18 protein-coding genes and 1 pseudogene are annotated in these 23,631 nt (G+C 70.2%); 7 read left to right on the forward strand and 12 right to left on the reverse strand.

The features are described 5' to 3' along the window. Positions 1–9 precede the first annotated feature (9 nt). From BM362_RS13665 to BM362_RS50890, 5 genes and pseudogenes are all read left to right on the forward strand, one after another. Positions 10–315: a type VII secretion target gene (locus BM362_RS13665; RefSeq protein ID WP_067575856.1), complete on the forward strand. Its 306-nt coding sequence runs from the start codon at positions 10–12 to the stop codon at positions 313–315. Next, entirely contained in the window at positions 315–4,295 is a 3,981-nt protein-coding gene (locus BM362_RS13670; protein WP_093573315.1) for a hypothetical protein, read from the forward strand. The genes BM362_RS13665 and BM362_RS13670 overlap by 1 nt, the downstream gene beginning before the upstream one ends. Then, the gene (locus BM362_RS13675; RefSeq protein WP_093573316.1) at positions 4,295–4,852 is read left to right on the forward strand and encodes a hypothetical protein; all 558 of its coding nucleotides are present in this window, start codon (positions 4,295–4,297) and stop codon (positions 4,850–4,852) included. The genes BM362_RS13670 and BM362_RS13675 overlap by 1 nt, the downstream gene beginning before the upstream one ends. Further along, on the forward strand, positions 4,849–5,775 hold the full coding sequence (locus BM362_RS13680) for an immunity 49 family protein (protein ID WP_093573317.1): 927 nt from the start codon (positions 4,849–4,851) through the stop codon (positions 5,773–5,775). Before BM362_RS13675 ends, BM362_RS13680 begins: the two co-directional genes overlap by 4 nt. An 821-nt stretch (positions 5,776–6,596) precedes the next feature. Next, positions 6,597–6,953: pseudogene (locus tag BM362_RS50890) on the forward strand (ferredoxin); the annotation flags it as partial. Between the two features lie 467 nt (positions 6,954–7,420). On the opposite strand, the gene ilvA reads toward BM362_RS50890, so the two are convergent. Further along, positions 7,421–8,626: a threonine ammonia-lyase gene (gene ilvA, locus BM362_RS13690; RefSeq protein ID WP_067575846.1), complete on the reverse strand. Its 1,206-nt coding sequence runs from the start codon at positions 8,624–8,626 to the stop codon at positions 7,421–7,423. Between the two features lie 95 nt (positions 8,627–8,721). Here ilvA and BM362_RS13695 point away from each other — a divergent pair, with 95 nt between their 5' ends. After that, positions 8,722–8,985, forward strand: coding sequence for a hypothetical protein (locus BM362_RS13695; protein WP_067575844.1), 264 nt, complete (start codon positions 8,722–8,724; stop codon positions 8,983–8,985). Positions 8,986–10,129: 1,144 nt separating this feature from the next. Here the strand turns inward: BM362_RS13695 and BM362_RS13700 are convergent. From BM362_RS13700 to BM362_RS13725, 7 genes are all read right to left on the reverse strand, one after another. Next, positions 10,130–11,287: a cystathionine gamma-synthase gene (locus BM362_RS13700; protein ID WP_067575842.1), complete on the reverse strand. Its 1,158-nt coding sequence runs from the start codon at positions 11,285–11,287 to the stop codon at positions 10,130–10,132. A gap of 101 nt (positions 11,288–11,388) precedes the next feature. Beyond that, positions 11,389–12,045 carry a hypothetical protein gene (locus BM362_RS13705; RefSeq protein WP_093573319.1) on the reverse strand — a complete coding sequence of 219 codons (657 nt, stop codon included), beginning with the start codon at positions 12,043–12,045 and terminating at the stop codon, positions 11,389–11,391. A gap of 85 nt (positions 12,046–12,130) precedes the next feature. Then, positions 12,131–12,676 (reverse strand): hypothetical protein, encoded by a 546-nt coding sequence (locus BM362_RS13710; RefSeq protein ID WP_244287140.1) that lies wholly within the window; start codon positions 12,674–12,676, stop codon positions 12,131–12,133. A gap of 227 nt (positions 12,677–12,903) precedes the next feature. Next, positions 12,904–14,250, reverse strand: coding sequence for a hypothetical protein (locus BM362_RS13715; RefSeq protein WP_167545309.1), 1,347 nt, complete (start codon positions 14,248–14,250; stop codon positions 12,904–12,906). 235 nt (positions 14,251–14,485) lie between these two features. Next, positions 14,486–15,856: a cystathionine beta-synthase gene (locus tag BM362_RS13720; RefSeq protein WP_067575839.1), complete on the reverse strand. Its 1,371-nt coding sequence runs from the start codon at positions 15,854–15,856 to the stop codon at positions 14,486–14,488. 119 nt (positions 15,857–15,975) lie between these two features. Beyond that, positions 15,976–16,104, reverse strand: a complete 129-nt coding sequence (locus BM362_RS49925; RefSeq protein WP_255366053.1) for a hypothetical protein — start codon at positions 16,102–16,104, stop codon at positions 15,976–15,978. Between the two features lie 68 nt (positions 16,105–16,172). Further along, positions 16,173–17,087, reverse strand: a complete 915-nt coding sequence (locus tag BM362_RS13725) for a pentapeptide repeat-containing protein (protein WP_093573322.1) — start codon at positions 17,085–17,087, stop codon at positions 16,173–16,175. Positions 17,088–17,207: 120 nt separating this feature from the next. On the opposite strand from BM362_RS13725, the gene BM362_RS13730 reads away from it, so the two are divergent. Next, entirely contained in the window at positions 17,208–18,428 is a 1,221-nt protein-coding gene (locus tag BM362_RS13730) for an acetyl-CoA C-acetyltransferase (RefSeq protein WP_093573323.1), read from the forward strand. 180 nt (positions 18,429–18,608) lie between these two features. Here BM362_RS13730 and BM362_RS13735 read toward each other — a convergent pair whose 3' ends face one another. From BM362_RS13735 to BM362_RS13750, 4 genes are all read right to left on the reverse strand, one after another. Beyond that, positions 18,609–20,141, reverse strand: coding sequence for a DHA2 family efflux MFS transporter permease subunit (locus BM362_RS13735; RefSeq protein WP_067575835.1), 1,533 nt, complete (start codon positions 20,139–20,141; stop codon positions 18,609–18,611). A gap of 185 nt (positions 20,142–20,326) precedes the next feature. Then, positions 20,327–21,604: a YeeE/YedE family protein gene (locus BM362_RS13740; protein WP_369805798.1), complete on the reverse strand. Its 1,278-nt coding sequence runs from the start codon at positions 21,602–21,604 to the stop codon at positions 20,327–20,329. Positions 21,605–21,756: 152 nt separating this feature from the next. Beyond that, positions 21,757–22,374, reverse strand: coding sequence for an LppU/SCO3897 family protein (locus tag BM362_RS13745; protein WP_198545136.1), 618 nt, complete (start codon positions 22,372–22,374; stop codon positions 21,757–21,759). 147 nt (positions 22,375–22,521) lie between these two features. Continuing rightward, on the reverse strand, positions 22,522–23,382 hold the full coding sequence (locus BM362_RS13750; RefSeq protein ID WP_067575829.1) for a Bax inhibitor-1/YccA family protein: 861 nt from the start codon (positions 23,380–23,382) through the stop codon (positions 22,522–22,524). Between the last annotated feature and the right edge of the window lie 249 nt (positions 23,383–23,631).

The following is a 23,631-nucleotide window of genomic DNA, read 5'->3' on the forward strand; positions in this document are numbered from 1 at the left end:
AGAAAAACCATGGCACCCAGGGGTTATGAGATCGGCGGCGATCTCGAGGCGCACGCCCGTCAGCTCGACGGGATCGCCGATGGGCTCAAGCAGGCTGTCGACGCCGCGAACCAGGTCAGCATGCCGACCGACGCGTACGGCATTCTCTGCCAGCCGTTCCGGATGATGCTCGACCCGGTCGAGAACTACGGGATCAACGCGCTGGAGAACACCGTCACCGCGATGGACGCGCAGGCGCAGAAGGTGCGCGACGCGGCGAAGGCGTACGACAGCTACGAAGGCGAAGCCGCCGATTCGATGAAGGCGAGCGACTGATGCCCGAAGGAAATCCGCTGGTCGCGGAGTCCAAAAAGGACGGCGACGGGCCGGGGCCGTTCACCGAGGGCAACGGCGATTACGGGTACGCCACCGGCATCAACATCGCCGAGTCGGCGACCGACGCGTTCAAGGGGATCGCGGACGGCGACTGGGTTTCCGGCGGCCTCGGCGTCGCGAGCCTCGCCGGCGAGATCGCGGGCGCGGCGATCGACCCGTTCGGCTACCTGATGTCGTCGGTGGCGTCGTTCCTGATGGAGCACGTGCAGCCGCTGAAGGACATGCTGGACTCGGTCGCGGGCAACCCGCCGGTGATCCAGTCCTATGCCGACACCTGGGGCAATGTCGCGAAGGCGTTGCAGGAACGGCAGAAAGACCTGGAAACCGCGGTCAAGACCGGCACCGCGGAGTGGAAGGGCGACGGCGCCGACGCCTACCGGAAGTCCGCGGCGGAGGCGGCCGAGGCGATCGGCGGCGCGGCGACGGTCGCGAGCGCGATCGGCACCGTCACGATGATCATGGGCCAGGTCGTCGCGTTCGTGCGCGGTCTGGTGCGGCAGCTCATCGCGGACCTGGTGGGCAAGCTGATCTCCTGGGTCATGGAGGAGGTGTTCTCGCTCGGGTTCGGGACGCCGCTGGTGGTCGCGCAGGCCGTCACGGCGATCTCCAAGTGGGGCGAGAAGATCAGCGAGCTGCTGACGAAGCTGTGCGAGACGATGCGCCGGGTCTCGCCGCTGCTCGGCAAGCTCGCCGAGGTTTTCACGAAGATCATCAAGGTGCTGGGCAAGCTGGCCGGCAAGGTCACCGGCCTCGACGTGATCAGCACGAAGAACATCAAGGCGGGCGGCTTCTTCCACCACGGCGGCTCCGGCGGCGGCGCGGGCGGAGCCGGCGGCGGTCACCACGGCGGATCCGGCGACGGAGACGCGGATCCCGGCTCGCCGTCCGGTTCGCGTCGCTCCAACGGGTCGGACAGTGCTGACGGAGACGGCCCGGACGGCAGTCACAACAGTTCGGACGGTTCCGACACACCCGGCGACCACTCGGGCGATTCCAGCAGCCACAACGGATCCGACAGTCCGAGCAGCGAAAGCCCGTCGTCCGGCGGCTCGCATTCCTCGTCGCCGGACGGCACCGGACCGTCCACAATAGACACTTCGACGTCGTCGTCTCGGCGCGGTTCCGACAGCCCCGGCGGGAGCCACACCGAACCCAGCCCGTCGACGTTCGCCGGTGATCCGAGCCCGACGTCCCGTGGCGGAAGCAGTTCCTCGGACAGTTCTTACTCGCCGCAAAGCTCTTCGCACAGCGATGGCCCGTCCTCGGTCAGCGCGCCGCCCAGTTCTCCGCACTCCAGCGGAGCCCCGCACTCGTCGTCGGGCGGCGGGACGCATTCCGGTGGCAACGAGCCGAGCCCGCATCATTCGAGCAGCAACGATTCGACGTCCGCGAGCGGGTACGCCCCGCCTCGTGCGGACGCTCCCTCGCCGCAATCCGCTCCCCCGCAGCACATCCGCTCGAACGACGGCGGTTCGGCACCGAACCAGGGTCCGGCGGGCGGCGGAATGCCTCATCAGGGTGGCGGCAGTCCGAGCGGCACCCCGGCTGGCGGCGGCGGCCCGGCACCTCGGCCCAGCGGCAGCGGCTGGACCGGGACGCCGGGATCGCGGGCTCCCGACGTGGCGCCAAACCGGGTTCCGGACAGCGGTCCTTCCGGTCGGCGACCAAGCGGCGGCCCGAGCCCGGCGGACAGTGGCGGGCCGAGTCGCGCTCCAGATCGTTCCGGGCCTGGGCCGCAGCGGCCCAGCGACGGCGGTTCCTCGGCCCCGCCGCCGCGCACTGGCGACGGCGGTTCCTCGGCCCCGCCGCCGCGCACTGGCGACGGCGGGCCCGGTTCGCAGCGGCCCTCGGACGGCGGTTCGACGCAGCCGCGCACTGGCGATTCCACCGGTGGCGGCGGGTCTTCGCCGCAGCGTCCGGCGGATTCATCGAGCAGCGGTCCGCAGCGTCCCGGCGACGGCGGCGACGTCGGACAGCCCAAACGGCCTGGTACGGAACCGGGTCTCGGCCGTTCGGAGCCCGCGCCGGCGTCCGGTGGCGGATCGCCCGCCTCGGCGAACCGCGGGTCCGGCGACGGTTCCGCACCCCCGGCCGCGGCGGCTGTCGCGACCGGTCCCGGTGGTGCCCAGCGCGGCCCGGAGGCAGGCGGCGCGCGGCGACCCGACGGCTCCCCCGAACCCGTCGCACGCGGCGGCGCTCGTACTGACGCGCCGCCCGCCAAACCCGGCGAAGCCAGCAGTCCACAACGGACCGGGAAAGAATCCCCGGCGCAGAACGGCAAACCGAACGCCGACGAGCCGGGGAAGCCGAAGGACGGCGGCAAGCCCGAGCACACCGCCCCGGACAAGAAGCCCGGGCAGCACGACGACGCGAACGGCAAGCCGGGCAACGACAAGCCCGGCCACAAACCGGATCGCGACTTGCCCGAGCGCAAGCCGGACCACGCCGGCCCGGAGCCCAAACCGGAACACCAGGACCCGAAGCATCACGATCCGGACGGGCCGAACCACCACGACAACCCCGACCACGACGGCACTCCGCCGCACCACGACCAGCCGCTGTCGCCGGACCAGGTCAACCACCGGCACGCCGAGGACACCCCGGCGGGCAGCTCGTACCACCGCGGCGACCCGGAGCTCGGCGACCTGCCGCACCGCGTCCAGCCGGACCCGGACGGGCGCTACACGGTGGACGTGCACGTCACGGCGGACGGTCACGCCCGCATCGGCGACCGGCTCTACACGCCGGAAGAGTTCGCGGACATCCTGCGGCGCAACGGAAACTACGACGGCAGGCCGATCCGGCTGATCGGCTGCGACGCGGGGTCGAACGATTTCGCGCACCGGCTGTCGCGCGACCTCGACACCGAGGTGATGGCCCCGAGCAAGCCGGCGTGGACCGATTCCCACGGCCGCGTCTTCTCCTCCGACTACGAAATCGGCCCGGACGGACGGATGCGGCCGCGGATCCCGCCGGACGGCGAATGGTCGGTGCACCGCCCGGACGGCACGTCACACCACGTCGGCGACGACGGTTTCGCCCCGGACGGCAAGCACCACGACCCGGACGACATCGACGCCGACAGCGCCGTCGATCGCGGACAGCCGCCGTTCAACCAGGAACAGCGGGACCAGGACGTACGTGATCTCCGGCAGGAGAACCGCGACCGCCGTGCTGAGGGTCTCGACCACGTGCGAGACCTGAACGGCAACCGCAACCCGCTCACCGACGACGTGCGCCGCCCGCACGAACGAGCCCTCACCACGGCGAGGTACCGCGACGCGAACGGCGACGCTGTCGATCTCTACAGCTTCAGCGGGAAGTCCCACGACTGGGCGCCGGCGAAGGACGGTCCCGAGTGGCCCAAGTCCGAGCGGCTGTTCGGCACCAAGGACGCCGGTCCGTACCGGCCCGAACTCGGCATGCCGGATCCCGACGGCAAGTTCGGCCGCACCCACGACTCGGAACCGAAGCTGCTCGAAGAAATGGTGCGGCACAATTTCGCCGCCCGTTCCGGACTCGACCGCAGCGAGATCGACGACATCGTCAAGAAGCAAATCGAGAAATCCCGGCGCGAGGAAGCGGCGTATCTCAAGAGCAACCACGAAAACATGTACCGCGAAGGACTTCGCGGCGACACGGCGCGGGCCCGGGACCGAATGGACGGTGCCCTCGAAGAAATCAACCGGCGCGGTGCGGAACGCGCGCACCAGAACGGGCAGACCTATACGCCGGTCACGCGCGAAGACATGAGCGGCGACCTGCGGATGGTCGTGGACCTGCCCTCGACCAAGCGGGACATGATTCCGAACGAGTACCAGATCTGCGACTCCTGTACCGATGTTATCCTTCAGTACAAGCAGCTTTTCCCGAATGTCCGGGTCGAGGTCGTCAACCTCGCCGGTGAAAGGTTGATGTGATGACGGCGTCTCCGGGCGACGGCGCGGAACTGGTTCGCGCGATCTTCGCCGGTGCGGTCGAAGCCGGTTTGCGCGCGGAATCGGTGCGCGGAGCATCCGATGCCGAGATCGACGCGATGGCGGAAGACCAGCGCGCCCGGGCGGTGCCCGCCGCGGCCAGGGAAGTGCTGCGCCTCATCGGCACGACGCACGGACTGTGGCTGCCGGGCAGTTCGCTCGGCGTGGACGCGGTGCGCGGCGAGGCCAAGAACCACGCCGCCGCCACCGCGAACGCGCAGAACGCCGAACTGTCCGATGTGGACGGCGCACTGGTGCTGGCCGCGCACGGCGGGTACACCTACCACGTGGTCGACGGAGCCGAAGCCGATCAGGACGACCCGCAGGTCTGGCTGCTCACCGAAGACGAGCCCGCGCGCGTCGCCTGGCCTTCGGTCAGCGCGTGGTTCAAGGCCATCACGCCGGACGTCGAGCGTTACCGGGAGCGGCTGGAGATCATGCGCGAGACCGGGTCCGATTTCCTGCCGCCGTGGGCGCAGGACCTCGTCGTCGGCGGATGACCGTGCCGCTCGCAGACCAGCAGGACGGGATTGCCGTTGCCCGGCATTCCGTCAGCATCGACGTCGCGTGGAAGCAGATCGAGAAGTTGTCGCCGCAGGCGGCCTTCTACTTCGACTACCTCACGCAGGACACCAGCGCGCTGGCGAACGTCCTGCGCCGGGAGCTGATGCTCGCGCAGTACCGCAGCGTCGTCGACCCGGACGCCGAGGACCCGGACACCTGGGGCGACCTCGGTCTCGCCGCGCAGGCCGCGGCGGCCGCCTTCACCGCGGCGTGCGCGCCGGAGGGGCAGGAGGTCGACGCGGTGGTCGGCCGCCCGCGGCGTTTCGCGGCCACCGGCCCCACGCCGCGGACCGACCCGGCGGCCTGGCTCACCGCCGTCTGGCTCGCCGTGATCCAGCGCGACGATGTGCTGATCCAGCAGCTGGCCGCGGTGCCGCTCGACGTGCTGCGCGCGTCGGGCATCGAGCACGACGCCTACCTGTACCCGTGGGTCGAGACGCTGCGAACGTTCCTCGCGCACCGCGAGGTCACCCCGGAAATGTTCCTGCCCGCGATGGACGGCACCGATCCCGGCACCGCGCAGTTCACTCCTCCGGCGGCGATGCTGCAGCTCGTGTACCCGCCGATCCGGATGTTCTCCTACGTGCTGCGCCGGGACTCGGGGAAGTTCGCCGAGGCGTTCGTCTCCGCGCTGGAGCGGCACCGCGAGTACTGGACCGCCGAGGATCGCGCCACCGACCCGGACGGGTTCCTCGCGCTGGCCCCGCTGGCGGTGGCGGTGCTCGCCCGTTCGGTCGGGATGACGTTCGATGTGCAGTCCGGTTACACGCCGGCCAACCTGCTCGCGGGCATTCTCCCGCCGCGGCAGGCGTTGATCGGCATGAAGCGTTCGCCCGGTGAGGAGCCGTTGAACTCATGACCCGGCCACCGGTGCCGCTCACCGCAGCCCAGCAGCACGAGCTCGTCCAGCAGATCGGCCAGGCGGGCGCGGCCGCGCTGCCCGCGGGCTGGCAGCAGCTGCAGGTCGTCTGCCGCGCCGCGGGACGACACGTCGAAGTCGACGTCGCCGTGCTCGCCCCGGACAACCGGACCTACCCGGTCCAGCCGCATCCGGAGCTGCCGCGCCTGTTCGGCGTGCTGCGCACCGGGATGTACCAGCCGGGCCGCGGCACCTGGCTGACCGCGACCTTGGTGTTCTCCCCGCAACGGCCGCCGTTCGCGGACTATCAGCCGGACGTCGAACCGCGGTGGCGGCAGCCGCCGCCACCGATCGGTTTCCAGGACGAGCTGCGGTTCTTCCCGCGCGAGGACCGGTTCGTGCCGCCGTGGCTGCGGCAGCGGGCCGGTGCGGCGACGCCGGGAGCCGCTCCGGGGCAGCCGGTCCCGCCGCCCGTCCCCAGCGCGAGCCCGGCAGTGCCTCCGCCGTTGCCAGGCACCGAGAATCCACCTGCTGCTCCTCCAGAGCAGGCCGCTGAGCACTCGGTTCCCGCGCTCCCGGTGGACGAGACCAGCTCGCCTCCGCCCGCCACTGCGCCGCCGATGCCCGGCCTGGAGCAGGCCGCGTCGGTATCGGCTGGCGACGAGGCGCAGTCCGGGCCAAGCGAGATCGCGGCGACCGCTCCCGAGACCTCCGAACCGGAAGGCGGAGCACCGGCCGAGCAAGAAAAGGTTCCCGCGGAAGCCCCACCGACCGGGCCGGAAGCCGTTGCGTCCGAAGAGGATTCAGCGAGCCCGGCAGTCGAGCTGCGTACTCCGCGGGTCTACGACGGGTTCGACGAGGCGGGGAATCCGGTCGTCGAGCGGGAAGCGTTGTCGGCCGAGGAGCGCGAGCGAGTCCTCGGCTATCTCGACAGCGCGCCGGTCATCCTGGCGTCCCGCAGCAAGGACACCGACGTCTTCGACCCGTCGCGCACGGACGCTGTTCCGCTGAACTTCCGCACCGACGGCAGCTGGGTGTGGCCCGGCGCGGTCGCCTATTACCTGCGCGAGCACGGGATTTCGCCGGACCCGGAGCTGGTCGGGCACATCCGGGCGGCCGGATTCGCCGTGCCGGAGGTGGACGAAGCGACCCAGGAACGGATGCTCGCGGCGTTGACCAGCATGCCCGCCGAGGAAAGCCGTCCCAGCCAAGCGGAACCGCCGAAGGATCCAGAGCAGCTGGTAAGCGAGATCTCGACGGCCCTCATCGCCGCGGCTCCGCAGGGATGGCAGCAGATCGTCTTCGACTTCATGACGCTGGGCAGGCACGCGAACCTGGCCTGCGGCGCGCGGATGGCGGACGGGAGCACGCACCAGGTTCCCGTCGCGCGAGAACTGTCGAGGCCGTTGGCGGAACTGCGGCGCGCCAAGTACGTCCAAGGACGGGGCACCTGGTACGCGCTCTCGCTGGTCATCGAACCGCCGTCGACCTACCAGGCCCGCTTCAACGAGGACGACGAACCGGCCTTCCACACGCCGCCCCGGCCCGAGGATTACGCGCTGGACCAGGAACTTTACCCACGCGAAGAGGACTATCTCCCGCTGTGGTTCAGCGCCCGGCTGCCGGAAAGTCCACAGTAGACTCTTCAGCTGACGATGGTGAACCCGGCGTCGGCGAGCGCGGCCTCGACGTCCTTGCAGTGTTCCGGGCCGCGGGTTTCCAGGGCGAGGGCGACGTCGACCTCGCCGAGGGCGAGGCTGCCGGAGATGCGGGAGTGCTCCACGTCGAGGACGTTCGCACCCAGGTCCTTCACGCACGACAGCACCGAAACCAGCGAGCCCGGCCGGTCCGGCACACGCAGGTGCAGCTTCAGGTAGCGCCCGCCCGCGGTCATGCCGTGCTGGATAATCTGCTGCAGCAGCACGGGATCCACGTTGCCGCCGGACAGGATCGCCACCACCGGCGGCTCGAAAGCGCCGGGGTGCTGCAAAAGCGCGGCCAGGGAAGCGGCACCGGCCGGTTCCACGACCAGCTTCCGCCGCTCCAGGCACAGCAGTACCGCGCGGGACAAGGATTCCTCGGTGACCGTGACGACGTCGTCGACCAAGGACTCGACGTGCGCGTAGCTGACCTTGCCCGGCTCGCCGACCGCGATCCCGTCCGCCATCGTGTGCACCTCGCGAAGCCGGACCGGCGCGCCCGCCGTCAGCGAGGACGGATACGCGGCGGCGTCTTCGGCCTGTACGCCGACCACCCGGATCTCCGGGTGCAGCGCCTTCACCGCCGCCGCGACCCCGCCGACCAGCCCGCCGCCGCCCGTCGGGACGAGGATCGTTTTCGCGCCCGGCACCTGCTCGAGAATCTCCAGCCCGACAGTGCCCTGGCCGGCAATGACGTCGGCGTGGTCGAACGGATGGATGAAGACCGCGCCGGTGCGTTCCGAGAACGCGATGGCCTCGGCAAGAGTTTCGTCGACAACCGCGCCGTGGAGGTGGACCTCGGCACCGTAACCGCGGGTCGCGGCGAGCTTCGGCAGCGGAGCGCGCAGCGGCATGAAGACGGTCGAGGAAATGCCGAGCAGCGACGAGGCCAGCGCGACCCCCTGCGCGTGGTTGCCGGCACTGGCCGCGACGACGCCGCGCGCGCGTTCCTCGGCGGTCAGGCCGTGAATGCGGGTGTAGGCGCCGCGGATCTTGAAGGAACCGGTGCGCTGGAGGTTCTCGCACTTGAGATACACCGGGCCGCCGTGCAGCCGGCGCAGGTCGCGGGCATGCTCCATCGGCGTGACGCGGGTGATGCCCTCGAGAAGCTTGCGCGCTTCCTGGATGCGCTCGACGCTGACCAGTTCCATGGCGCCGATGATGCCACCGACGGACGGCCGGGGTGCGCCGCCCGCCGGACCGGTACCCTGGTTACGGCAGCCACACATGATCAGGGAGTGCGACCATGGCACGCGCGCAGCACGGGACCACCGCCCGGGTGAAGTCCCGCACCGGTCTGCTGCCGCTCGCCGCCGGCATCCTGTCCGCAGTGGCCCTCACCGGAGCCGCCTTCGCGACCGTCGAAGCGGCCGGATGCGAGGGCCCCGCCCAGTACATCCGGCACGACAACCACATCGAACTGGTCGGCGGCTGCGTCAACGGCACCGAACTCCCCGCTACGACCGGCACCCGGCACGCCACTGCGCTGCCGGAGGACAGCAAGCCCTGACCAACTGGCCGGGTTTCGGCCGCACTGGTCTTGAGCCTGGGCGGCGATGGTTTCGCCGGACTCGTCAGGCACGGCACGGAAGCGCTCGCCGGGTGGCAAAGGTTTCGGCGGGCTCGCCAGGCGGGGCGAGTATGCGGCTCGCCGGGTTGTTGCGACGGGCTCGCCAAGCGAGGCCGGTAAGCGGCTCGTCGGGTTGCGACGGGCTCGCCAGGCGCGACTGGTAAACGGCTCGCCAGGTGGCAAAGATTTCGCCGGGCTCGCCAAGCGAGGCCGGTAAGCGGTTCGCCGGGCTCGCCAAGCGAGGCCGGTAAGCGGTTCGCCGGGTTGCGACGGACTCGTCAGGCGCGGCACGGAAGCGGCTCGCGGGATGGCACTGGGTTCGCGAGCTGGGAAATGGTTCGCCGGGGCGGCGGTTTATGCGTGATTCGACCGCTGACGCGGCTTGACCAAGCCAAGCGAGACAGCCCAGGGCCCACGCCAGCAGGCGACTTCGACGAGGACGGCCACGCCTAGCTCTGGAACTGGCCCTCGCCCCGGCAGTTTCGGCGATGACAGAGGGCAGACTTGCGCGGCCGGGCAAGCCCTGGCCGCCTGGCCCGGCCGAACTTCGGCTGAGTTGAGCAGCTGAGGCTTGGGGCGGCAAGGGCTTCGCCAGGCGAGACGCGGAAGCGGTTCGCCGGACGGCGACGACCTCACCAGGCTCGTCAAGCGAGACAGATAAGCACTTCGCCCAACAACGACAACCTCACCACACCCGCCAAGCGAGACGGATAAGCACTTCGCCGAACAACGACGACCTCACCAGGCTCGCCAAGCGAGACAGATAAGCACTTCGCCCAACAACGACAACCTCACCACACCCGCCAGCCGATACCGGGAAGTGGTTCGCCGGGTGGCAAATTATGCGGGATCCGATGCACCAGCGACTGGGAGCAAGCGAAAACGCGGTCGCTTCAGAACCCGTCGCACGACAGCGCTGCCGGGCAAGCCTGGTTGCGACGACCCGTCATTCAGCGCGGAGGCCGGTCGGCAGCCACGCGGCGACCGGCCTAGACACAACCATGGGACAGGCTGTGGTCAGGCAAGACCAATCCGCTGGCCGTGGACGGGGGGCACCGGAAACCAGCGGCCCGTCCAGCCAGAGTCAGCCGAGCGCCTGCGTAAGGTCCGCCACCAGATCGCGACCGTCCTCGATGCCCACCGACAGCCGGATCAGGTCTTCCGGGACTTCCAGCGTCGAACCTGCCGTCGAGGCGTGCGTCATCTTGCCCGGGTGCTCGATCAGGCTCTCGATGCCGCCGAGCGACTCCGCCAGCACGAACAGCTTCGTGCGGGACGCGACCTCCAACGCTGCCGCCTCGCCGCCCGCGACGCGGAATGACACCATTCCGCCGAAGCGGCGCATCTGTTTCGCCGCTACCTCGTGGCCGGGATGTTCTGGCAGGCCGGGGTAGTAGACCTTGGTGACCTTCGGGTGCTTCGCCAGGGTGCGGGCGACCAGGTCGGCGTTGTCGCTGTGCCGTTCCATCCGCAGGGCCAGCGTCTTGAGGCCGCGCAGGGTCAGCCACGCGTCGAACGGGCCGGGGACGGCACCCGCAGCATTGCGCAGGTAGAAGAGCTGCTCGCGCAGTTCGTCCTCGTTGGTGACGACCGCGCCGCCGACGACGTCCGAGTGGCCGCCGAGGTACTTGGTGGTCGAGTGCACCACGATGTCCGCACCGAGGGCCAGCGGAGTCTGCAGGAACGGCGTGGCGAAGGTGTTGTCCACGACCAGCCTCGCGCCCGCGTCGTGGGCGGCGCCGGCCAGCGCGGCGATGTCGGCGACGCCCAGCAGCGGGTTGGTCGGCGACTCGCACCAGATCAGCTTGGTTTCCGGACGCATCGCGGCCCGTACGTCGTCGATGCGGCTCAGGTCGGCGACCGTGTGCTCGACACCCCACAGGCTGAGCACCTTGTCGATCAGCCGGAACGTGCCGCCGTACGCGTCGTTGCCGAGGACCAGGTGGTCGCCGGGGCGCAGGACCGTGCGCAGCACCGCGTCGGACGCGGCCATGCCGGACGCGAACGCCAGCGTGTGCCGAGCGCCCTCAAGCGAAGCGAGGGCTTCCTCCAGCGCGGTCCGCGTGGGGTTCGCGGTGCGCGAGTATTCGTAGCCGCCCTCGCGGGTGCCGCCTACGCCGTCCTGCGCGTACGTGGACGTTTGGTAAATCGGCACGATAACGGCACCCGTGCGGGGATCGGGCTGCTGCCCGGCGTGGATCGCGCGTGTTTCAAAACCCAGGACGGAGTAGTCGTCGGCCATGGTTCCCAGGGTACGGGGCACCCCTGACAATCCCATCAGCTGGGAGGAAACTCACCATGCGGGAGAGGCTGCCGGTACAAACCCGCACCGGCAGCCCGCGGTCACCAGCCCTGCGGAGCCGGGTAACCGCCCTGGGCCGGTGCGTCCGGGCGGTAGTTCACCCAGTCGGCGGTCGGCTTCACGATCGCCAGCACCAGGGTCGCGATCGGCGGGATCAACCCGATCAGGGCACCGCCGATGCCCGCGCCCAGCAGCCGCGCGCTGCCCGAGTATCCCGCGGTCATGACGCCGGCGAGGATGCCGCTCAGAACGGTGTACACGATCACCAGCCCGCAGCCGATGATCGTGCACAGCCGGGCGGCTGGCTTGTGCAGGAACAGGCCGATGCCGCCGAAGAACAGCAGGCCGACCAGCACCGCGTTCACCACGATCGACGCGTAGAGCTGCCAGACCGTGACGTGGATGGCCGAGATCGCCACCACCGCGACGATGACCGAGATGATCGCGAAAATCCCGCCGATGATCGCGAGGATCCCGGCGATGATCGCGGTCGCGCCGTTCGGCTTCTGCTGGTACATGCCCGGTCCTCCCGGGTACGCCGGGTACGGCTGACCCGCGGCGGGCGGGGCGAACGGCTGCTGCGGGGCGCCCGGGTACGGCTGGGCCGGGGTCGGCTGGCTCGCCGGGTACTGCTGCCCGGGGAACGGGCCGCTCTGCGGCTGCTGGGGCTGGCCCTGCGGGTTCTGGGGGTAGGTCACGGGGAGTCCTCGGTGCATCTGGTCCCGCCGGGCGGCGGGCGGAGTGCTTGTATCGTGCCAGGTCCGTCCCGGTTTCGGGGCGGATTTACCACTGTCGCGAGGGTGACGAAGCAGGCACCACGGGTGCGCGGTACCGCAGGTAGCCGAAGGTCCGCGGCAGCCCGGCCAGCACGAGCACCAGCAGCGCGGCGGCGGCGAGCGCGACGCGGTCCAGCGCGGCGAAATTCTCGAACCGCAGCATGGTCCGGAAGTACTGGACGTACGCCGGGGAACCGCTCAGCGCTGGTTCCAGCAGCAGCGCGACGAGGGCGAGCAACGCGCCCGCGATCAGCAGTACCGCACCGGCTGTCGCGCGGAAAAAGGTCGCGATCGCGCCGATCAGCAGGGCCAGCGAAGCGGCAAGGTACGCGGCGAGATCGGCGAGTGTCAGCGGCGAGAGGTCACCGAGGCTGAATCCGGAAGGAATGTCGAGGAACAGCCTTGCCGGAAGGTAGCCGGACGTCGCGGCGGCGACGAGCCCGAACAGCCCGGCCGCGATCGCGGTGCTCCCGTTCGGCCGGTGCGGAGCCGGCTCCGCCAAGGAGGATGCCCGTTCCCGCTGCCGTGCCGGAAGTCCGTGCAGGCCGCTCACGGCAGGCCCCCCTCGGGCTGGAAAGGCGATTCGGACGGCGCTCACCCTAGCCCGGAAACGCACGGTTGGGGACCGGCGCGAGCGCATGTGCGGCGCAATTCCCCCAGCTGCCGGAACCGCCGGGAAAAGCCCACCAGCTCCCCGCGAACCCCGCGAAAAACGGACCGGGAACGACGAAGGGCGCCGCCGTCGGGAGACGGAGGCGCCCTTCGCGGAGATTCAGCGAGTCACCACTGCTGCGGCGGCTGCTGGCCCGGCTGGCCGTAGCCCGGAGGGGGCTGCTGCCCGCCCGGCGGCGGGTACTGGCCCGGCTGGCCGAAGCCGCCCGGCTGCTGCGGCGGCTGGCCGTAGCCCGGCTGCGGGCCTGGCTGGCCGTAACCGGGAGGCGGCTGCTGCCCGAAGCCCGGCTGCGGGTTCGCGCCGCTGCCCGGGTTCGGACCGCCCGGCTGCGGGAAGCCCCCGCTGTTCGGGTTCGGGCCGCCGGGAGGCGGGAAACCACCGGGCTGCGGCTGACCGAAGCCCGGCTGTCCGCCGCCGAAACCGCCCGGCTGCTGCGGGCCGCCAGGGCCACCGGGGCCACCGGGACCGCCGAAACCACCGGGGCCGCCCGAGGACGAACCGAGGCCGACGTACTGCGAGGTCGCCGGGATGATCGCGACCACGCCGATGATCAGGATGATGATGCCGAGGATCAGCGTCAGCATGCCGCCGCCGCTCGTCGCGCTGGAGGAGGCGCCGCCGTACTTGTCGGCGAAGGAGCTGCTGACCGAGGTCCCGGACTTCGCCAGGATCGAGAACAGCAGCAACAGCACGCCGCCGACCAGCACGCCGATCGGGGCGAGCTTGCGCATCACGGCCGCGCGCGAGGCGAGAGCCAGCGCGACGCCGCCCGCCAGCGCGACCACCGCGCCGACCAGGATCATGATCACGTAGAACCACAGCGTGCCCGGCGAGGCGAGACCGGCCTCGTCGAACAGCTTCTGGTACCGGCTCGAGCTGTCGTACAGCTTCGAGTAGTCGCTGGTGTCGCTCATGTAGCTGAACGAGACGATCAGCGCGATCAGGCCGAGCACCGCGGTGACGCCGCCGGCGATGTAGCCGTACAGCGCGTTCCCGCCGCCTGCCGACGGCGCGGCGGACGCACCGAACGGGGCGGGCTGGCCGAAGCCCTGCGGCGGCTGACCCGGATGGCCGAACGCGCCCTGCGGCGGGGTGCCGAAGCCGCCCTGGTCGTACCCGCCCGGCTGGCCGAAGCCCTGCGGCGGCTGACCCGGCTGACCCGGCTGCCCGGGCTGACCCGGCTGGCCGAAGCCCTGCGGGGCGCCGAACCCGGCGACCGCGGCCGGGTTGTCCGCCGCGCTCGGCGGCGGGGCGTACGGGATGTTCTGCGGCTGCTGGCTCGGCGGGACCAGCTGCGTCGACTCGGCGTTGCCCTCGGCGCTCACGGGGTTGACCACCTGGGTGGCGTTCGAGTCAGCCGGCTGTCCCGGCTGCACGACCTGCGTCGGTTCCGGGGTGTCGCCGAAGGTGCCGCCGCCCTGAGCGGGCTGCTGCGGCTGGCCCGGCTGGACCACCTGGGTCGGCTCCGACGCGCCGAAGGGACTGTCCTGCTGCGGTGTAGGACCACTCGACGGGCCCTGCGGCGGCTGCTGGCCGCCGTCCCAGGGCTGGTTCGGTGGCTGCGGAGCACTCATGTGGGTCTTGAACCCCCTTGACGAGGACGCGAAAAAGTTCTATTCGGCCGTAACGCTATCGGATGCCCGGCCGGGACGCGCGCAGACGCCCCGGCCGGTCGCCGTGAGCTTGCGGCTATCGGCCCGCGAGGAACGCGAGCAGATCGTGCCTGGTGACGACGCCCGCCGGCTTGCCGTCGATCAGCACCAGCGCGCCGTCGGCCCCTTCGAGCGCCTTCATCGCCGCGCTCACCTGCTCGCCTGCCCCGATCGTGGGCAGCGGCGGCGACATGTGCGTTTCCAGCCGGTCGGCCATGTGTGCCTTGCCGGTGAACAGCGCGTCGAGCAGGTCGCGCTCGTTGACCGCGCCGACCACCTCGGCGGCCATCACCGGCGGTTCGGCGCTGACCACGGGCATCTGGCTCACGCCGAATTCCGCCAGGATGGCCACCGCTTCGGCGACCGTCTCGTTCGGGTGCGAGTGCACGAGGCTGGGCAGCGCGCCGGATTTGCGGGTGAGCACGTCGCCGACGGTCGCGCCGGAGGAATCCGGCGGGAGGAAGCCGTAGGACGACATCCAAGCGTCGTTGAACACCTTGGTGAGGTAGCCGCGGCCGCCGTCGGGCAGCAGCACGACCACGACGTCGTCCTCGGTCAGCCCCTCGGCCAGCTTCAGCGCGGCGGCCACGGCCATCCCGCACGACCCGCCGACGAGCAGGCCCTCCTCGGTCGCGAGCCTGCGCGTGGTCTCGAAGGAGTGCGCGTCGCTGATCGGGATGATCTGGTCCGCGACGTTCCGGTCGTAGGTTTCCGGCCAGAAGTCCTCGCCGACGCCCTCGACCAGGTACGGCCGTCCGGTGCCGCCGGAGTACACCGAGCCCTCGGGATCAGCCCCGACGACCTGGACACGGCCGTCGCTGACCTCCTTCAGGTACTTGCCGGTGCCGGAGATCGTGCCGCCGGTGCCGACGCCCGCGACGAAGTGGGTGATCTTGCCGTCGGTCTGCCGCCAGAGCTCCGGGCCGGTGGAGTGGTAGTGGCTGGCCGGGTTCTCCGGGTTGGCGTACTGGTTGGGCTTCCAGGCGCCCTCGATCTCGTGCACGAGCCGGTCGGACACGTTGTAGTACGAGTCGGGGTGCTCGGGCGCGACCGCGGTGGGGCACACGACGACGCGGGCGCCGTACGCGCGCAGCACGTTGCGCTTGTCCTCGCTCACCTTGTCCGGGCAGACGAACACGCACTGGTAACCCTTGCGCTGGGCGACCATGGCCAGCCCGACCCCGGTGTTGCCCGAGGTGGGCTCCACGATCGTGCCGCCAGGACGCAGCTCGCCGGAGGCCTCGGCGGCCTCGATCATCCGCAGCGCGATCCGGTCTTTCACGCTGCCGCCCGGGTTGACGTACTCGACCTTGGCGAGCACGAGCGGCTTGAGCCCCCGCGTAAGCGAATTCAGCTTGACCAGCGGGGTGTTGCCCACGAGGTCCACGATGTGTTCTGCGTACTCCACGCGACCAGCCTAAACAGCCGGGTGCCAGACGGGCCAGCGCGGGACCGGCAGGCGGTCTCCGGGTGCGCGTCGGGGCCACGGGCGGCGCCAGGCGAGGTCGAGCCTCCCCGGCGCGGACCTCAGGCAGCCACCAAGCCGCGCGTCGACACCGGGGTCGGCCCGAGGGCCGCCGCACGCCGATCCGTGATCCCGTCCCGGAGATCCGTCCCGGCCCGCAGTGCCGCGCAGTAACGCTTGATGGCCACCATGACCGGTTCACCTCCTGATGGGGATCCTTCTTCTTGTTGACTCTTCACGGATCTTAGTGGTTCCGCGGTTATTTCGAAACACCCGAAGGAACCAGCCGGAGCCAGCCGTCGTCGCCGCGTTCTTCGGTCCAGCCGGGCGGCCAGGAGCGTTTGTAGCCGGGCTTCGCGAGCACACCGGCCAGCCCGGCTTCCGAGTGCACCCCGAATTCCACGTGTTTCTCGAACTTCGCGCCGCGGAAGACGTCGCGCTCGCCGCCGAAAACGGTGCCGCGGAAGTCCGCGCGTTCGAGGAACACCGCTTCGTGGAAATCGGCTTTAGTGCGGAATTCGGTGCCGCGGAACGTCGCGAATTCCTGGAATTCAGTCTGATAGCACACGATGGAACGGATTCGGCAGTGCGTGAGGGTGAGCGCGATGATCTTGGCTCCGGAAAAGTCGAGGTCGATGTCCGGCCAGTACGACCCGTTCGGCTCCTCGCCGCCGCCCGGACGCAGGTGCAGCATCAGGATCCGCTGCGCGGCCTTGCGGACCTGCGCCTCTTCGTCCGTGCCGTCCAGCGGCATCCGCAGATACGCGCAGAGCACGTTGACGATGGTCTGCCGCTGGTCCGCGTGGCTTTGCGCGAGCCGTTCGAGCGCGTACAGCCCGGCCAGCCGGACCGGGGCCTTGTCGCTGCCGAGCTGGTCGGCGGCCTTGCCGTACATGTCGGTGATCCGGCGCTGGGTCGCGTCGTGGTCCTTCTGTTCCAGATCCAGCTCGGCGGACCGCTGCCGTCGCGCGGCGAGCAGGAGCGCGGCCGCGCCGCCGGTCCCGACGACGATGCTGGAGGCCGTGCGCAGCGCGTCGAGCCGCGACGAATCGGCCGGGGTGCCGCCGCCGAGCAGCCACAGCAGCAGCGCCGCCGCGACGGCCGCGAGCAGCACGATGCCGGTCCCCCACCAGGCGATCGTGCGGGTGGACAACACCCGGTTGCGCTCTGTCACGGCAGAAATCCTCCCACGGACGCAAGGTGGTGCATGTCGCCTTCGGCTTTCGAACGGACGCCGGACGCGGCAAGATGGTGAGCAACCGCTTAGTGCCGCCGACCCGAGGATGTGTCTGTCATGCCCGAAGCCGTCATCGTCTCCACCGCCCGCTCCCCGATCGGCCGCGCCGGGAAGGGCTCGCTCGTCGGGATGCGCCCCGACGACCTGGCCGTGCAGATGGTGCGCGCGGCGCTGGACAAGGTGCCCCAGCTGGACCCGGCCGACATCGACGACCTGATGCTCGGCTGCGGCCTGCCCGGCGGCGAGTCCGGCTTCAACATGGGCCGCGCGGTGGCCGTCGAACTCGGCTACGACCACCTGCCCGGCTGCACGATCACCCGGTACTGCTCCTCCAGTTTGCAGACCACCCGGATGGCGCTGCACGCGATCAGGGCGGGCGAGGGCGACGTCTTCGTCTCAGCGGGCGTCGAGGCCGTGTCGCGGTTCGCGAAGGGCAGCTCCGACTCCTGGCCGGACACCCACAACCCGCTGTTCGCCGACGCCGAGGCGCGCACCAAGGCCACCGCCGAGTCCGGCGCGGACAGCTGGCAGGACCCGCGCGAGAACGGGCAGCTTCCGGACGTCTACATCGCGATGGGCCAGACCGCGGAGAACCTCGCGCGGCTCAAGGGCGTCACCCGCGAGGAGATGGACGAGTTCGGCGTGCGGTCGCAGAACCTCGCCGAGAAGGCCATCGCGGACGGTTTCTGGGCCAAGGACATCACGCCGGTCACGCTGCCGGACGGCACCGTCGTGTCGAAGGACGACGGGCCGCGCGCGGGTGTCACGATCGAGGGCGTGTCCGGGCTGAAGCCGGTCTTCCGCCCCGACGGCCGGATCACCGCGGGCAACTGCTGCCCGCTCAACGACGGCGCGGCGGCTGTCGTGATCATGTCCGACACGAAGGCGCGCGAACTGGGCCTGACGCCGCTGGCGCGCGTCGTGTCCACCGGTGTCACCGGGCTGTCGCCGGAGATCATGGGCTACGGCCCGGTCGAGGCGTCGAAGCAGGCGCTGTCCCGCGCCGGTCTGTCCATTTCGGACATCGACCTGGTCGAGATCAACGAGGCGTTCGCCGCGCAGGTCATCCCGTCCTACCGCGACCTTGGCATCGACCTCGACCGGCTGAACGTCAACGGCGGCGCGATCGCGGTCGGCCACCCGTTCGGCATGACCGGCGCGCGAATCACCTCGACGCTGATCAACTCCCTGCAGCACCACGACAAGCAGTTCGGCCTGGAGACGATGTGCGTCGGCGGCGGGCAGGGCATGGCGATGGTGCTGGAGCGGCTTTCCTGAGCGCTCGGGAGTGGCGATCGCGGTTCTGAACCGCGACTGCCACTCACGACGCCGTTCGACGAAAAGGCGCGATGAACGTCCGGGAGCGGAGAGAGCCACTCGGTGCTGGGGTGCTTTCCCCGCCGCGCAAAGAAAAGGGCTGCCCGCTGATGATCGCGGGCAGCCCTTTTCCGTGGAGCGTCAGTGCATCAGCACCGGCGGAGCGACCTCGTCGGACTCCGCGGCCGCGGGCACCACGCGCTTCTTCGGCAGGAAGAACGCGGGCACCAGGCACAGCGCCAGCAGGATCGTGCCCCACAGGAACGTCGTCGCGAACGACTCGCCCGCGAGGCGGGCCGCGGCGTCGTGGGTGGCCGGGTTCATCGTCGCCGCGGTGGCGACCAGCTGGCCCTGGCTCGTCGGGACGCCGAACTTCCCGGCGAGCAGCGCCGCGAGGATGATCGACATCACCGCGGACCCGATCGCGCCCGCGGTCTGCTGCAGGATGTTCGTCGCGGTCGAGGCCTTCGCCATGTCCTTGGACCGCAACGTCTGCAGCGCGGCCGAGGTGATCGGCATCATCGTGCAACCCATGCCGACGCCCATCACGAACAGCGCGGCCAGCAGCTGCCAGTACGGCGTGGTCGCGCTGACCTGTGTGAACACCACCATGCCCAGCACGATCAGGACCAGGCCGGGCAGCACGATCCGGCGCGGCGCGATCTTGTCCGCCAGCCGCCCGGTGATCGGCATCGCCAGCATCGCGCCCAGCCCCTGCGGGGCGAGCAAAAGTCCCGCGTTCAACGCGGTTTCGCCGCGCACCAGCACGAAATACGTGGGCAGCAACAGCATCGCACCGAAGAACCCGACGCAGAACACGGCCATGGTGATCATCGCGACCGAGAACGAGCGGTTGCCGAACAGCTTCAGGTCGATCAGCGGGTGCTCCATGGTCCGCGCCCGCAGCACGAACGCGACGAGCAGCACGATCCCGGCCAGCGCGGGCAGCCACACCTCGAGGTCGGCGACGGTGCCGGTGGACGGAATCCGCGAAACGCCGAAGATCAGCGCGGCCAGGCCCGGCGACACCATCAGCATGCCGAGGAAGTCGAACCGGTTGCCGGGTTCCGGCTCGTCCTTCGGCAGCAGCCGCAGCGCGAGCAGGAAGGCGATCAGCCCGATCGGGACGTTGATGTAGAAGATCCAGCGCCAGCTCACCGCGTCGACCAGCCAGCCGCCCAGGATCGGGCCGCAGATCGGGCCGAGCAGCATCGGCACGCCCAGCACGGCCATCACCCGGCCGATCCGCTGCGGACCGGCCGCACGGGTCAGGATCGTCATGCCCGCGGGCATCAGCATGCCGCCGCCGAGGCCCTGCACGACGCGGAACGCGATCAGCGATTCGACGTTCCAGGCGAGCCCGGCGAGCATCGAGCCGATCAGGAAGGTGCCGATCGCGAGCAGGTACAGCCGTTTCGTGCCGAACCGGTCGGACGCCCATCCGGTGACCGGGATGACCGTCGCCAGCGCCAGCATGTAGCCGGTCGCGACCCACTGGATGGTGTCGAAGGACGTGGCGAACTGGATGGTGAGCTTCTGGAGCGCGACGTTGACCACGGTGGTGTCGAGGATCGCCATGATGGCGCCGAGCACCACCACGGAGGCGACCTTCAGCACTCCCCGGTCGAGTTTGTCACCGGCATCCGGCGCGGCCGGAGTCGCGGGTGCGGACATGCGGAACCCCATCTGTTAGTGGTGATGCGCAAGCCCGCGACGCGACAGTACGACCGCGGTTCCCCCTTGCGCGCGCTCCAGACTAGCCGAGCGGCAAGCGGCGACGCAGCCATTTTCGCTTCCGGCCGAACACGTGGGGACTTTTCGCGCGGTCGCCATGACCTGCGAAAAGCCCCCCGCTCGGGTCAGCAGATACTGTCTGTGCGCACCGGGTTGCCCAAACCGAACAACGGCCGCAGTTTCAGCCCGATCCACGTGCCGAAAAGCGCGAACGCGCCCCACAGCCAGCCGTGCAGGCTGCCGACGGAAATTCCGCCGAGGTACGCGCCGATGTTGCAGCCGTTCGCCAGCCGCGCGCCGATGCCCATCAGGATTCCGCCGAGAATCGCGGCGACGGCGGTACGCCACGGGATCGAGCTGTGGATCTTCCACGCGCCCGCGGCCGCCGCGGCGACGAACGCGCCGATCATGATGCCGATGTCGGTGAGGCTCGTCTTGTCCTGCCAGATCGGCTTGGACAGCGACGTCGCGTTCGCCTTCAGCTGCCAGAACTCCCACTGCTCCGGGTGCAGCCCGAACACCTGGAGAATTTTCGCGCCCCACAGGCTGAACGCGCTCGTGACGCCCCAGATGCCGCCGGAAACCAGGTACACCGCGCCGGCCAGCACGCCGAGCACGACGGCTCCGACGAGGATCGGCCAGGAGCCGCGGAAGATCCGGGCGAACCCGCGCGCGGTCGGCACCGTGTCGACCGGCGGCGGCACGCGCCGCTTCTGCACCACCCGGGTCGCGAGGACGATCGCGGCGAGCACCGCGATCGTGATCGCCCACGAACCGAACCAGCCGACGTGGTCGGCCAGCAGGAATCCGGAAACCTGCGGCCAGCCGGTGAAAAGCGGGTAGCCCCAGGTGTAGAGGACCGAACCGGTGATGAACCCGCCGAGGGTCAGCACGATTGTCGACTGCCCGGCCCCGACCGCGAACAACGTCCCGGACGCGCACGCGCCGCCGAGCTGCATGCCGATCGCGAACAGCGTGGCTCCGACGAACAACGCGAGCCCGATCGGCCCGACGTTCGCCACCGGCACCGGTTTGCTGCCGAAGAGTCCCGCACCGGTGCCGCAGATGAGAGCGATGAGCGTCGCGGCGGTGCCGAGCAGGAGGGTGTGCGCGCGAAGTCCCTGGCCGTTGCCGACGGCGATCAGCTGCCGCCAGGCGGACGTGAACCCGAAGCGGGAGTGGAAAAGCGCGAGGCCGAGCGCCAGCCCCAGCACGAGCAGGACCCCGAACTTCGCGCCGTGCGCGGCCCAGACGTAGGCGGTCAGGCCGACCGCGAGCACTGCGGCGACGGCCAGCGGGACGACCTTGACCGGCTCCTCCGGTTGAGGCGCCGGAGCCGCGCAGGAGGTGGGGAAATCGAGCAGTTTTCGCTCGTCGACAGGGGAATCGGTGGTCGCCACCACGTCTCCTGGGGGTGTCGGGGATGAACGGGGCCCGCCCGGCGGCGGGCGGCAATCCACGTTAGGTCCCCGTGCGCCCCGGACGCAGCCTGTCTCACGGAGTGCGACGAACGGCCGAAACCGGGCGTCCGGACGGCCCCTTTGTACCGCCCCGGTCAGCTCTTGACGCAGATCGCTTCCGCGGGGTCGGAGTACCAGCGGGCGGCGGTCGAGCCGCTGCCCTCGCACGCTGAGCGGTCCTTCGCGCCGGGCACCAGCTTGACGATTTCCGCGTTCTTCCGCGGGTCCGTGCACGCGACCTTGCGGTAGGTCGTCGTCGCGGTCTGGAGCCCGGCCAGGCAATCCCCTTGCCGCACGTTGGGAACGAGGCAGAGCACGCGGTGGTTCTTGCCGCCGGTGGTGTAGCGGTAGTAGTCGCCGCGCGGGCAGGTGCCGCTCCGGTTGGCGCGGACGACCGCGACCTTGACGTTCGCCGCGGGGTCGGCGCAGTCGACGGTTTTCGTCGTCGTGGTCGAGCCGGACTTCTCGATGTGCATGCAGTCGCTGGCGTGGGTGTTGCTGGTCGAGTTGCCGAACTTGAAGAAGCCGATGACGACCCCCGCCGCCACGACCACCACCGCGACGGCGATCAGCACCACGGTCCGGGTCGGGAACGCGCGCTTCGGACCCGGCCGCGGCGGCATCCCGCTCGGACCGTAGTGCTGCTGGAACGGCGACGGGCCGTTCTGGCCGTAGCCCGGCTGCGGTCCGTGCCCGTGCGGGGGAACGCTCACGTGATGCCTCGCAAACCCGAAAGAAAGATTCCGACCGGGCACATCCAACACGACGGCCGCGGGGGCTCGCAGAGCTTCGAGGCAGAAACCAGAAAAGGCGCTCCGCGTAACGCGGAGCGCCCCTTCCCGGGAAACCTGCGCGAGAAGCTAGTCGCGCAGGTAAGACAGCAGACGCAGGATCTCGAGGTACAGCCACACCAGCGTGGTCATCAGGCCGAAGGCGGCGTACCAGGCCCACTTCGACGGCATGCCGGCGCGGATCATCTTGTCGGCCTGGTCGAAGTCGAGCAGGAAGCTGAACGCGGCGATGCCGATGACCACCAGGCTGAAGACGATGGCCAGCGGGCTGCCGTCGCGCAGCGGGTTGAAGCCGAAGAACACCGCGGTGACCAGGTTGACCAGCATGAGGATGGCCACGCCCGCGACCGCGCCGACGATCCACTTGGTGAGTTTCGGCGTGACCTTCACCGCGCCGGTCTTGTAGACGACCAGCATCGCGACGAACACGCCCGCGGTGCCGATGAGCGCCTGCAGGGCGATACCCGGCAGGAACACCTCGAACAGGCCGCTGAGCGCACCGAGGAACAGGCCCTCGGCACCGGAGTAGACGAGCGTGAGCGGACCGCTCGGCTTCTGCTTGAAGATGATGACCAGCGACACGACGAGGCCCACCACGAGCCCGCCGATCAGCGCGCCGAGGAGCGGACCGCTCGGCGAAAGCCTGCCGAGGGAATCGCGCACGAGCTGGGTCTGCGCCCAGACCGCGGTGAGCACGCCGATGACGAGCGCGACGCCGAGCGACATGCCGGTCTTGATGACGACGTCGTCGACCGTCATCGGACGGTCGGCGGAGGCGGTGCCCATCTGGCCAGGGCCGTAACCCGGGACGCCGCCTTGGCCCTGCGGCTGGCCGTAGGGCTGGTCGAAGCCGACGTTCGGCCCGTACTGCCCGGTCGCGGCCGCGCCGCGCGGGAGATTGCGGAACGCCGGGTTGCTGCTGGAACGCACCTGTCCTCCTGGACTTTATGGCACCTTGCATCGGGTTCAACGACCGCGGCGGCTCGCTGGTTCCCGTTCGGGTAAAGCCGATTTTACTCATCACCCGCGCGGGTGGGACGACCCCCGTTACGGCCACCGTAGGCGATGAAGGTCACGACCGTTCACCGCAGGTCACCCGATGGTCTCTAGACAACCCCCATGGTGACCCGCGAACCTTCACATCGCGTGTCCGGGAAGTGACCGAACGCGCGTCGGGGA

The sequence above is a fragment of the Amycolatopsis rubida genome, assembly GCF_900115345.1.
Taxonomy (GTDB): Bacteria; Actinomycetota; Actinomycetes; order Mycobacteriales; family Pseudonocardiaceae; genus Amycolatopsis; species Amycolatopsis rubida.

Bases quoted from the DNA above. Each gene is read 5' to 3' on its own strand.
- BM362_RS13665 (WP_067575856.1), top strand. From the start codon at position 10: ATGGCACCCAGGGGTTATGAGATCGGCGGCGATCTCGAGGCGCACGCC.
- BM362_RS13670 (WP_093573315.1), top strand. From the start codon at position 315: ATGCCCGAAGGAAATCCGCTGGTCGCGGAGTCCAAAAAGGACGGCGAC.
- BM362_RS13675 (WP_093573316.1), top strand. From the start codon at position 4,295: ATGACGGCGTCTCCGGGCGACGGCGCGGAACTGGTTCGCGCGATCTTC.
- BM362_RS13680 (WP_093573317.1), top strand. From the start codon at position 4,849: ATGACCGTGCCGCTCGCAGACCAGCAGGACGGGATTGCCGTTGCCCGG.
- ilvA (WP_067575846.1), bottom strand. From the start codon at position 8,626: ATGGAACTGGTCAGCGTCGAGCGCATCCAGGAAGCGCGCAAGCTTCTC.
- BM362_RS13695 (WP_067575844.1), top strand. From the start codon at position 8,722: ATGGCACGCGCGCAGCACGGGACCACCGCCCGGGTGAAGTCCCGCACC.
- BM362_RS13700 (WP_067575842.1), bottom strand. From the start codon at position 11,287: ATGGCCGACGACTACTCCGTCCTGGGTTTTGAAACACGCGCGATCCAC.
- BM362_RS49925 (WP_255366053.1), bottom strand. From the start codon at position 16,104: ATGGTGGCCATCAAGCGTTACTGCGCGGCACTGCGGGCCGGGACGGAT.
- BM362_RS13730 (WP_093573323.1), top strand. From the start codon at position 17,208: ATGCCCGAAGCCGTCATCGTCTCCACCGCCCGCTCCCCGATCGGCCGC.
- BM362_RS13735 (WP_067575835.1), bottom strand. From the start codon at position 20,141: ATGTCCGCACCCGCGACTCCGGCCGCGCCGGATGCCGGTGACAAACTC.